Source organism: Escherichia sp. WS1450 (assembly GCF_046487395.1).
GTDB classification, from domain to species: domain Bacteria; phylum Pseudomonadota; class Gammaproteobacteria; order Enterobacterales; family Enterobacteriaceae; genus Escherichia; species Escherichia coli.
In genome coordinates this window covers 103,562-115,086 of record NZ_JBJQJO010000011.1, presented here as the reverse complement: position 1 = coordinate 115,086, position 11,525 = coordinate 103,562, and the positions used below count along the sequence as shown (strand labels likewise).

The 11,525-nt window shown below is 51.0% G+C and carries 10 protein-coding genes; 2 read left to right on the top strand and 8 right to left on the bottom strand.

Going from position 1 to position 11,525, the window contains the following annotated elements:
• Window positions 1–5: 5 nt before the first annotated feature.
• Window positions 6–464, bottom strand: coding sequence for a DNA-binding transcriptional regulator DecR (gene decR, locus ACJHYR_RS15190; protein WP_000884589.1), 459 nt, complete (start codon window positions 462–464; stop codon window positions 6–8).
• A gap of 152 nt (window positions 465–616) precedes the next feature.
• Window positions 617–1,435 carry an HMP-PP phosphatase gene (gene cof / locus ACJHYR_RS15185; protein ID WP_001445675.1) on the bottom strand — a complete coding sequence of 273 codons (819 nt, stop codon included), beginning with the start codon at window positions 1,433–1,435 and terminating at the stop codon, window positions 617–619.
• 99 nt (window positions 1,436–1,534) lie between these two features.
• On the opposite strand from cof, the gene ACJHYR_RS15180 reads away from it, so the two are divergent.
• Window positions 1,535–3,235, top strand: coding sequence for an SgrR family transcriptional regulator (locus ACJHYR_RS15180; RefSeq protein WP_410233116.1), 1,701 nt, complete (start codon window positions 1,535–1,537; stop codon window positions 3,233–3,235).
• Between the two features lie 64 nt (window positions 3,236–3,299).
• Window positions 3,300–3,995 (top strand): 7-cyano-7-deazaguanine synthase QueC, encoded by a 696-nt coding sequence (gene queC, locus ACJHYR_RS15175; RefSeq protein ID WP_001577868.1) that lies wholly within the window; start codon window positions 3,300–3,302, stop codon window positions 3,993–3,995.
• Between the two features lie 51 nt (window positions 3,996–4,046).
• On the opposite strand, the gene fadM is transcribed toward queC, so the two are convergent.
• The 6 genes from fadM to clpX form a co-directional block, all read right to left on the bottom strand.
• Window positions 4,047–4,445 (bottom strand): long-chain acyl-CoA thioesterase FadM, encoded by a 399-nt coding sequence (gene fadM, locus ACJHYR_RS15170; RefSeq protein WP_001194534.1) that lies wholly within the window; start codon window positions 4,443–4,445, stop codon window positions 4,047–4,049.
• 105 nt (window positions 4,446–4,550) lie between these two features.
• Entirely contained in the window at window positions 4,551–4,922 is a 372-nt protein-coding gene (locus ACJHYR_RS15165) for a helix-hairpin-helix domain-containing protein (protein WP_000680294.1), read from the bottom strand.
• Between the two features lie 150 nt (window positions 4,923–5,072).
• A complete protein-coding gene (gene ppiD / locus ACJHYR_RS15160) occupies window positions 5,073–6,944 on the bottom strand; it encodes a peptidylprolyl isomerase (protein WP_000969372.1) in 1,872 nt (623 codons plus the stop codon).
• A 191-nt stretch (window positions 6,945–7,135) separates the two neighbouring features.
• Window positions 7,136–7,426, bottom strand: coding sequence for a nucleoid-associated protein HU-beta (gene hupB, locus ACJHYR_RS15155; protein ID WP_254892905.1), 291 nt, complete (start codon window positions 7,424–7,426; stop codon window positions 7,136–7,138).
• A 190-nt stretch (window positions 7,427–7,616) separates the two neighbouring features.
• Window positions 7,617–9,971 carry an endopeptidase La gene (gene lon, locus ACJHYR_RS15150; protein ID WP_001295325.1) on the bottom strand — a complete coding sequence of 785 codons (2,355 nt, stop codon included), beginning with the start codon at window positions 9,969–9,971 and terminating at the stop codon, window positions 7,617–7,619.
• 187 nt (window positions 9,972–10,158) lie between these two features.
• Window positions 10,159–11,433, bottom strand: coding sequence for an ATP-dependent protease ATP-binding subunit ClpX (gene clpX, locus ACJHYR_RS15145; RefSeq protein WP_000130305.1), 1,275 nt, complete (start codon window positions 11,431–11,433; stop codon window positions 10,159–10,161).
• Window positions 11,434–11,525: the final 92 nt, after the last annotated feature.

Here is an 11,525-nt window from a genome sequence, read left to right as displayed (position 1 = left end):
GATATTTATTCGATGGGTAAAGAAGTGGTGTATTTAATCTGTTCCATCGCGAAGCTGGAAGTGACGTCCGACAGCCCCGGCACGCTGTTTACCAGACGCTTATAAAACTCGTCGTAGCGTTTCATGTCGGCAACCTGGACGCGCATCAGATAATCGTATTCACCAGCCATGCGCCAGAACCCCAGCACTTCTGGCATTTCGGTAACCACCGTGACAAAGCGGCAATACCATTCGCTGCTGTGATGTTGCGTTTTTATCAGCACAAAGGCGGTCAGGCCGAGGCCTATTTTTTCCGGATCCAGCAGGGCGACTTTGCCGATAAGAATACCGTCGTCCTCCAGCCGTTTCAGACGCTTCCAGCAGGGGGTAGTTGTCAGATTAACGGCTTCAGCCAGTGCCTGCAAAGAGAGGGTGCAATCCTGCTGTAGTAAGGCCAGCAGCTTACGGTCAATTTTATCTAACATAGCCCTTCCACGGAGAATTTTTTTCTCTTTTAATTCTATTTTAAAGGTGAAATCGCGACAATTTATTCTGTGCGGTTTAAACACCACGGCACAAAATGACAAATTCAACGCAAAAAAAACCGGGCAATTGCCCGGTGCTGGAAGGGATCTCGTTATTCGGGGGAATAAGGTAGATGTGGATAGTCCAGCCAGTGCGTCAAATAGTGAGAGACAGCCTGATTTCGGCAATGTCCAATCACCGGTAAATGCGGGAGCTCCGCGCGCAATTGCGGCATCGCATTGCCCATAATAAATCCGCTACCGACGCTGCCTAACATTTCGCGATCGTTCATCGCATCACCAAAGGCCATGCAATCGCGCAACGATAAACCTAAATGTTGGGTCAGCACTGTCAATGCAGCGCCTTTATTGCAGCCCACCGGCAGCACTTCGAGGCAATCCGTGGCGGAAAAACACAAATGTGCACGCTCGCCTAATGCTTCGTATAGCTGGATCTGCAAGTGTGTAAGATCGTCGTGATCGCCACAGAAGCAGATCTTGGTGACGCTGCCGAGTGGCATTTTTTTGACATCGATTATCTGATAACGAAAACCGCTATAGACAAATGCCTGCAACAACGCAGGGATCTCTTTCCCGGTAAACCAACCATCGTCATTGAAGATATGCATGCTGGCTCGGGTATCCCATTGCTGATACAGCACCAGCTCCGCGACATCCGCAGGTAAATCATCACGATGTAAAAGTTCACCTTCCAGAGAATGTACGCGCGTTCCGTTGCCAGTAATCAAATATGCATCCAGCGATAGCGCCCCGAGAATATGCTGCATCTCCAGCGCATGACGCCCCGTGGCAAAAGTGAGGGTAATGTCGCGTTCACGCAGCCGCGCCAAAGTAGAGAGGGTTTTCTCACCTAAATGATGGTCAGGCATCAATAAAGTGCCATCCATATCAAATGCTGCCAGACGAGCCATTTCTTTCTCCACTCTGTGACACGGTTAATGGTGATTGAGTATCACCTGATATATACGGAAGTAATAGTGAATAGTTAAATAATATTGTTCCGGGTTTATATGCGACTGCTCAACCGTCTTAACCAGTATCAACGTCTGTGGCAACCTTCCGCCGGAAAGCCGCAAACCGTCACCGTCAGCGAACTGGCCGAACGCTGTTTTTGCAGCGAACGCCATGTTCGTACGCTGTTGCGTCAGGCACAGGAGGCGGGATGGCTGGAGTGGCAGGCGCAGTCAGGACGCGGAAAGCGCGGACAATTACGCTTTCTGGTCACGCCAGAATCGCTACGCAATGCGATGATGGAAAAGGCACTGGAAACCGGAAAGCAGCAAGATGTGCTGGAGCTGGCGCAACTGGCCCCAGGTGAGCTGCGCACTCTGTTACAGCCGTTTATGGGCGGACAATGGCAAAACGATACACCCACGTTGCGTATTCCCTACTATCGCCCGCTCGAACCGCTACAACCGGGCTTTTTGCCCGGCCGTGCCGAGCAGCATCTCGCCGGGCAGATATTTTCCGGCCTGACCCGCTTCGATAATAATACCCAGCGCCCGATTGGCGATTTAGCGCATCACTGGGAAACCTCTACTGACGGGTTACGCTGGGACTTTTATCTTCGTTCAACCCTACACTGGCATAACGGCGATGCAGTAAAAGCCTCACACTTACACCAGCGATTATTGATGCTGTTACAACTGCCAGCACTGGATCAATTATTTATTAGCGTGAAGCGTATTGAAGTCACCCATCCGCAGTGTCTGACCTTCTTTTTACATCGCCCTGATTACTGGCTTGCGCACCGGCTGGCGAGCTATTGCAGCCATCTGGCGCATCCGCAATTCCCACTGATCGGCACGGGTCCTTTTCGCTTAACACAATTCACAGCGGAGCTGGTGCGCCTGGAGAGTCATGATTATTACCATTTACGTCATCCGCTGCTTAAAGCGGTTGAGTACTGGATAACTCCGCCGCTTTTCGAAAAAGATTTGGGAACCAGTTGTCGGCATCCCGTGCAAATCACCATCGGCAAACCGGAGGAGCTGCAACGGGTCAGTCAGGTCAGTAGTGGCATCAGTTTAGGTTTTTGCTATTTAACGTTGCGCAAAAGTCCCCGACTGTCCCTCTGGCAGGCGCGAAAAGTGATCTCCATTATTCATCAATCCGGTTTATTACAAACGTTAGAAGTCGGAGAAAACCTGATCACCGCCAGTCATGCATTACTGCCAGGCTGGACTATTCCGCAATGGCAAGTACCGGATGAGGTCAAACTACCGAAAACCTTGACACTGGTTTATCACCTACCGATAGAACTTCATACCATGGCAGTACGTCTACAGGCGACACTGGCAGCGGAAGGCTGTGAACTCACAATTATTTTTCATAACGCAAAAAACTGGGACGACACGACCCTACTGGCACACGCAGACCTCATGATGGGCGACAGATTAATTGGCGAAGCACCGGAATATACTCTGGAGCAATGGCTGCGCTGCGATCCGCTGTGGCCACATGTTTTCGACGCTCCAGCATACGCACATCTACAATCGACACTGGATGCCGTGCAAATAATGCCTGATGAAGAAAACCGATTTTATGCCCTGAAAGCGGTTTTTAGCCAGTTAATGACAGATGCGACGCTGACGCCGCTGTTCAACTATCACTATCGCATTAGTGCCCCTCCCGGCGTGAACGGTGTGCGACTGACACCGCGCGGCTGGTTTGAATTTACCGAAGCCTGGCTTCCCGCGCCGTCGCAATGAATAGCTGGTCCGGGTTAATCGCAGGCGTTACCATAACGCTTTTATTGTTCAAGCAGGATTATCTATGAAACGTGCTGTCGTTGTGTTCAGTGGAGGCCAGGATTCCACCACCTGTCTGGTGCAGGCATTACAACAATATGATGAAGTCCATTGCGTAACGTTCGATTACGGTCAGCGGCATCGCGCAGAGATCGACGTGGCACGCGAGCTGGCCCTGAAACTGGGCGCTCGTGCACATAAAGTGCTGGATGTGACACTGCTCAACGAACTGGCGGTCAGTAGCCTGACGCGTGACAGCATTCCGGTGCCTGATTATGAACCTGAAGCCGATGGCATCCCGAATACGTTTGTCCCAGGGCGTAATATTTTGTTCCTGACACTGACGGCGATATATGCGTATCAGGTAAAAGCAGAAGCCGTCATTACCGGCGTCTGCGAAACGGATTTCTCCGGCTACCCGGATTGTCGTGATGAGTTTGTGAAAGCACTGAACCATGCCGTCAGTCTGGGTATGGCGAAAGATATTCGTTTTGAAACGCCGCTGATGTGGATTGATAAAGCGGAAACCTGGGCGCTGGCTGATTATTACGGCAAACTGGATTTAGTGCGTAACGAAACGCTGACCTGTTATAACGGCTTTAAAGGTGACGGTTGCGGTCATTGCGCAGCATGTAATTTACGCGCCAATGGTTTGAATCATTATCTGGCCGACAAACCGACGGTGATGGCAGCGATGAAGCAGAAAACCGGGTTGAAGTAATTATTCCGGGTGTCGCCGGATGCAGCTTGAGCATCCGGCACCACAAAACGTTTACTTAACCATCTGCTCGAGCTTTTCGCGCAATTCCCCTTCCAGAGCTAATGCTTTCTGCGTTTTAAGATCAATACAAACAAACGTAATAAGCGCATCCGCTACCACCTGCCCTTCCGGCTCCAGTGTAATGACCTGGCTTAAGATGCCGCTTTTACCGTTTAATTGCTGCAACTGACTGGTAATGGTTAACAGGTCGCTTAATACCGCCGGGCGACGATAGTTAATATTGATATTGACCACGACGAAGGCGATGTTATGGGCCGTCATCCACTGAAAACTGTCGCTATTTTCCAACCCATCCCAGCGGGCTTCTTCGAGAAACTCAAGGTAGCGAGCGTTGTTAACGTGCTGGTAAACATCGAGATGATATCCACGAACTTTGATTTGTGTTTGCATAGCGCAATAACCTTACGTTGTTGTTATAAGAACTGTTATAAGTGCAGAGGCCATAACTGGTATGACCTCTTCAGTCTGGCAAAAAATTGCCACTATGCAAATTAATTACAGGGTTAATACCGCCAGATTACGTTCCACCAGCGAATTGCCCATCCCCGGCACCTGCTTGAGATCCTCCACCGTTTTAAACGGACCGTACTCTTCGCGATAACTGACAATCGCCTGCGCTTTCTTCAGGCCAACGCCATTCATCGCGCGGGCTAACTCTTCCGCGCTGGCATTATTAATGCTGACCCGGGTGCCTTCTTCGTCACTGGCTTTCGCCGGTACTGCTGCTTTACTTTGTGCTGCAGGAGCTTCCGCTTTGGTTTCTACCGTTGTCGGTTTCGCCGCAGGAGCTGCCGCCAGCGCGCTATGAGACATTCCGGCACAAGCCAGAGACAGGGTAATGAGCAGTGCTTTAATTCCGTGTTTCATACTGTTTTCTCCTTGTTTGTTAACAGTGGAATCACCTTAACGGCAGTGAAAACAGTAAACAAATGGCAATGTTCAGAAATGGAAAAGGCCGCGAAAGCGACCTTTTCTTGTTACAGCTGCAAAGCATTTTTTTGCGAGGCGGCTTCAGGATTATTGCTGTTCCAGCGCATCGCCAATTTTGATTTTCGCCTCTTTACGCAGGTTACTCATCAGAGCTTCAAAGACGATTTGTGCGTTGTTCTGGGTGATACCCTGCACCATCGCTTTTTTCTGATCTTCCGGCATTGAACCTTGTTTCACTTCATCCAGCGCCAGCAGAACCACATTACCTTGCATATCGGTCGCCATACCGTAGCTCGGTTTGTCTTTCGCTGGCAGTGGTAGTGCAAACGCCGCCTGGCTAATCGGGTCACGACCGGAACGGCTTAAGGTTTTCGGCTCGCCAAATTTCAGACCGGCAGCCTGCATAGCTTCTGCACCTTTGCCGGCTTTCAAATCAACCAGCAGTTTCTCAGCATCCACTTTCGCCTGTTGTTCAGCTTTGTTGTGCTGAACCAGTGCCTTAACTTGTTCCTGAACATCTGCCAACGGTTTCACCGCTTCCGGTTTGTGCTCGCTGATGCGCAGCACGAATGCGCGGTCGCCATCGACGGTGATGATGTCAGAGTTGATGCCCGGCGCGCCGTTTTCACCTACCAGACCGCCGTTAAAGATAGCGTCGGCAACCGGCTTGAAGTTCAACTCTTCCGGCAGGTTATCTTTGCTGAACCAACCCGTCTGAGTGGCTTTAACGCCGGCTGCTTGCTCTGCACCGGCCAGAGACTCGGTGTCGTTGCTTGCCGCATCGCTCACTTTCTGCTGCAGCGCATAGTACGCATCGAGGGCTTTTTCGTGTTTCACTTTCGCCGCAATGTCGTCACGTACTTCGTCTAACGATTTCACTTTCGCTGGCTGAATGTCGTCCAGACGTACAATCAGGAAACCGACCGAAGATTTGATGACACCAGACAGTTGGCCTTTTTCTTTCAGGCCAGCATTTTTTAGTTCGTCCGGGATAGTGGCATCTTCTAACCAACCCATATCGCCGCCGTTACGGGCAGAGATAATATCGGCAGATTTTTCTTTGGCTAACGCAGCAAAATCACCGCCTTTATTCAGCTCATCAAGTACCGCTTTCGCTTCATCTTCAGTTTTGGTCTGGATGATGCTGTAGCGGGTACGCTGCGGCTGGGTGAATTGATCCTGATGCTGATCGTAGTAGCTCTGGATATCCGCATCGCTAACCGGTTGCTGCATCGTTGCGGCATCCAGCTTGATGTAACTCACGCGGAATTGTTCCGGCGTCATGAAATTGTTTTTGTTTTGTTCGTAGTAGCTGGCAATTTCCTGTTCGGTCACAGGCTGCTTCGCCGCCAGCGCGTTAACATCGATAGTCGCTTCACGCACCACGCGTTGTTGAGCTACCAGTGCCGCCAGCTCGTCGGTTTCACCTTTCAGCATAAAATCGGTACCGGCAACGCCGTTAATCAGCTGTTGGGTAGTGAGCTGGTTACGCAGCGCCTGGGCGTACTGATCGGCGGTCATCCCCATCTGGTTGAGGATACCGTTATAGCGGCTGTTATCAAATTTGCCGTCAACCTGGAAGGCTGGGGTCGCGAAAATCGCCTGTTTAACCTGCTCATCGCTGATACCCAGTTTCAGCTCACGAGCGTACTGATCCAGAAGCGCCTCGTCGATCAGACGATTCAGCACCTGTTGACGCAGGGTTTTCATATAGCCTTCGTTCGCTGCAAGCTCAGAGTATTGATCGCCCAGCTGTTGCTGCATGCGATTACGCTCGCTATTGAAGGCGTTCTCGAATTGCCCACGGCTGATTTCCTGGTCATTCACTTTTGCGGCGTAGTTATTGCCTCCGCCAATCAGGTAACCACTCACGCCGGTCAATATGAACGACACGATAATGATACCGAAAATAATCTTGAGCACGAGACTGTTTGCAGCCGTGCGTAAGCTGTCCATCATGGTGTAACAACACTCCGCTGTAGATGACTGTGTACCTCACGCAACGTATCGATGCGCGCAAAGGCCTATTGTGACAAGAAACGGGGGCAATTGTCAGCCCACAAGACGCAGAAAGTCACCGAATACAAATAAAAAAGGCACATCAGTAGATGCGCCCTTGAACTTCGTCACATCCCCACTGGGGACAACGCTTAGTTTACCGCGTCTTTCAGTGCTTTACCTGCACGGAAGCTCGGTACTTTAGCGGCAGCGATGGTGATCTCTTTACCGGTCTGCGGGTTGCGGCCAGTACGGGCAGCACGCTCTTTAACGGCAAAAGTACCAAAACCTACCAGTGCTACATCATCCCCTTCTTTCAGAGATTCAGTTACGGAAGCAATAATAGCATCTAACGCACGGCCAGCCGCAGCTTTAGAGATATCAGCCCCTGCAGCAATCTTGTCGATCAATTGAGATTTATTCACTCTTCTCTTCCTCTTTATAATTTATATCGCACTTGAATCCTTCAAGGTACGAACGCGCAGCAGTTATATCAGGCCAGCCATCCCCTTACAACACCCCTTAATAAGGGCAAGCCCGATCCGCCATCTAACTTAGCGAGACAAAAAAAGGCTGGCAAGCCCGAATTAGCCTGCCAGCCCTGTTTTTATTAGTGCATTTTGCGCGAGGTCACTATTTTGCAGTCACAACCTGCATGCCAGACGGTTCATTTTGCAGCGCCAGAGTCAGAACTTCCTCAATGCGCTTCACAGGATGAATGTCCAGATCGGCAATTACGTTGTCAGGAATCTCTTCCAGATCGCGTTTATTTTCGAACGGAATTAGCACTGTTTTAATCCCGCCGCGATGCGCTGCCAGTAGTTTTTCTTTCAAACCACCGATCGGCAGTACCTGACCACGCAGAGTGATCTCACCGGTCATTGCCACATCGGCACGAACCGGGTTACCGGTCAGGCAAGAAACCAGCGCGGTGCACATAGCAATACCGGCACTCGGACCATCTTTCGGCGTCGCACCTTCCGGTACGTGGACGTGGATGTCGCGTTTTTCGTAAAAATCAGGGTTGATCCCCAGTTTTTCCGCACGCGCACGAACCACCGTTAACGCTGCCTGAATGGACTCCTGCATCACTTCGCCAAGCGATCCGGTATAGGTCAGTTTGCCTTTACCCGGAACGCACGCGGTTTCAATGGTCAGCAAGTCACCGCCCACTTCCGTCCACGCCAGACCAGTTACCTGACCGACACGGTTTTCGTTATCAGCGCGTCCATAGTCGAAACGCTGAACACCGAGGTAGTCATGCAGGTTATCACCGTTAATTTCGATATGTTTTAATGACTTATCGAGCAGTAACTGCTTAACCGCTTTGCGACACAGTTTGGAGATTTCACGCTCCAGACCACGCACGCCCGCCTCACGGGTGTAATAACGAATAATGCCGATAATGGCGCTATCGTCGACGGTCAGCTCACCTTTTTTCAGTGCATTACGTTCAATCTGCTTCGGCAACAGGTGACGTTTGGCGATGTTCAGTTTTTCATCTTCGGTATAACCGGAGAGGCGAATCACTTCCATACGATCCAGCAGCGGTGCCGGAATGTTCATGGAGTTCGACGTCGCGACAAACATCACGTCGCTGAGATCGTAATCCACTTCCAGGTAGTGGTCGCTGAACGCTACGTTCTGCTCTGGATCCAGCACTTCAAGCAGTGCGGAGGCCGGATCGCCACGCATGTCAGAAGACATTTTGTCGATCTCATCGAGCAGGAACAGCGGGTTTTTCACGCCCACTTTCGCCATTTTCTGGATCAGTTTACCCGGCATAGAACCGATGTAAGTACGGCGGTGACCACGGATTTCCGCTTCATCACGCACGCCGCCCAGCGCCATACGGACATATTTACGCCCGGTGGCTTTGGCAATGGACTGACCAAGAGAGGTTTTACCTACCCCTGGCGGCCCTACCAGGCAGAGGATCGGTCCCTTGATTTTGTTGACACGGCTTTGAACCGCAAGATACTCAAGGATGCGATCTTTCACGCGCTCCAGACCATAATGGTCGGTATCAAGGATTTCCTGCGCCTGACGCAGGTCTTTTTTGACCTTGCTGCGCGCATTCCACGGCACCTGTACCATCCAGTCGATATAACCACGCACTACGGTCGCTTCTGCCGACATCGGAGACATCATTTTCAGCTTCTGCAACTCTGCTTCCGCTTTCTCTTTTGCCTCTTTCGGCATTTTCGCCGCGTCAATTTTGCGCTTCAGGGCTTCGTTTTCGTCCGGCGCGTCGTCCATTTCACCGAGTTCTTTCTGAATAGCTTTCATTTGCTCGTTCAGATAGTACTCACGCTGGGATTTCTCCATCTGCTTTTTAACGCGGTTGCGAATGCGTTTCTCAACCTGCAGCAGATCGATTTCCGATTCCATCATTGCCATCAGATATTCCAGACGTTCGTTAACGTCGGACATCTCCAGAACGGACTGTTTGTCAGCCAGTTTCAGCGGCATATGTGCAGCAATGGTATCCGCCAGACGCGCCGGGTCGTCGATGCTATTCAGCGACGTCAGCACTTCTGGTGGGATTTTTTTGTTCAGCTTGATGTAGCCTTCGAACTGGCTGATTGCAGTACGCACCAGCACTTCCTGTTCCCGCTCATCAATGGTCGGCGACTCCAGATACTCCGCCTTCGCAGAAAAGTGTTCGCCATTGTCAGAGAGCGCAGAAATACGCGCGCGCTGTAACCCCTCGACCAGCACTTTGACGGTGCCGTCTGGCAGTTTCAGCATCTGCAATATAGAGGCCACGGTCCCGACGGTGAAAAGATCGTTTACACCCGGCTCATCCGTTGAAGCTTCTTTCTGCGCGACCAGCATAATTTTTTTATCATGGTCCATCGCCGCTTCCAGACAACGGATAGATTTTTCCCGCCCGACAAATAAGGGGATGACCATGTGCGGATAAACCACCACATCGCGCAGCGGCAATACGGGGATTTCAATGCGTTCAGAACGCTCAGGATTCATAGAGCTCTCTCTTAGTTTAATTTCCGCCAGGTAATCAGATGACACGACTGTGCTTCACGCCATCTATTAACATGTACGTCAGTATATGGGGATGTTTCCCCCACATTCAACGCCGAGAATAGAGGAAAAATTAAAGGGGAGATAAAATCCCCCCTTTTTGGTTAACTAATTGTATGGGAATGGTTAATTATTCACCAGATGCCTGTTGCGCTTCCGGCTTGCCATAAATCAGCAACGGCTTGCTTTGACCATCAATTACCGATTCGTCGATAACCACTTTTTCGACGTCTTCCATGGACGGCAGATCGTACATGGTATCGAGCAGTGCGGCTTCTACGATGGAACGCAGGCCACGGGCACCGGTTTTACGCGCCATCGCTTTCTTAGCGATAGCATCCAGCGCCTCGTCACGGAATTCCAGATCCACGCCTTCCAAATTAAACAGCGCCTGATACTGCTTGGTCAGGGCGTTTTTCGGCTCTTTGAGGATCTGAATCAGAGCTTCTTCGCTCAGTTCATTCAACGTTGCGACAACCGGCAGACGACCAATGAACTCAGGGATCAGACCAAACTTGATCAGATCTTCCGGTTCAACCTGCGCCAGCAGCTCGCCTTCGCTTGCTTTGTCGGACTTCGCTTTTACCGTCGCGCCAAAACCAATGCCGGAGCCGGTTTCTACACGATGGGAAATGACTTTATCCAGACCAGCGAACGCACCACCACAAATAAACAGGATCTTAGAGGTATCTACCTGCAAGAACTCTTGCTGCGGGTGTTTACGCCCGCCCTGCGGTGGAACGGCGGCAACCGTACCTTCAATCAGTTTCAACAGTGCCTGCTGTACGCCTTCACCGGAAACGTCTCGGGTAATGGACGGGTTGTCTGACTTACGAGAAATCTTGTCGATTTCATCGATGTAGACAATCCCGCGCTGCGCTTTCTGTACGTCGTAATCGCACTTTTGCAACAGCTTCTGAATGATGTTTTCAACGTCTTCGCCCACATAACCGGCTTCGGTCAGCGTGGTTGCGTCGGCCATGGTGAACGGGACGTCCAGCAGGCGCGCCAGCGTTTCGGCCAGCAGCGTTTTACCGGAACCGGTCGGACCGATCAGCAGAATGTTACTTTTGCCCAACTCGACACCATTGCTGGTATCGCCGTTGCGCAGACGTTTGTAGTGGTTGTATACCGCGACCGCCAGCACTTTTTTCGCCTGTTCCTGGCCGATAACGTAATCGTCCAGGTGGTTACGAATTTCATGCGGCGTCGGTAGCGCACTGCGTTCACGATGCGGTGCAACTTCTTTAATCTCTTCGCGAATGATGTCGTTACATAAATCAACACATTCGTCGCAGATATACACGGATGGACCGGCAATCAGCTTGCGCACTTCATGCTGGCTTTTGCCGCAAAAAGAGCAATACAGCAATTTGCCTGAGCCATCTTTGCGTTTATCTGTCATGGGTCAAAACCTCTTCTTTGTTCTTTGTGCCGCACACGACGACGCAAATGCCATTCTCAGGCGCAAGCCGCTTACAGCGTTGTGCCGCCCTG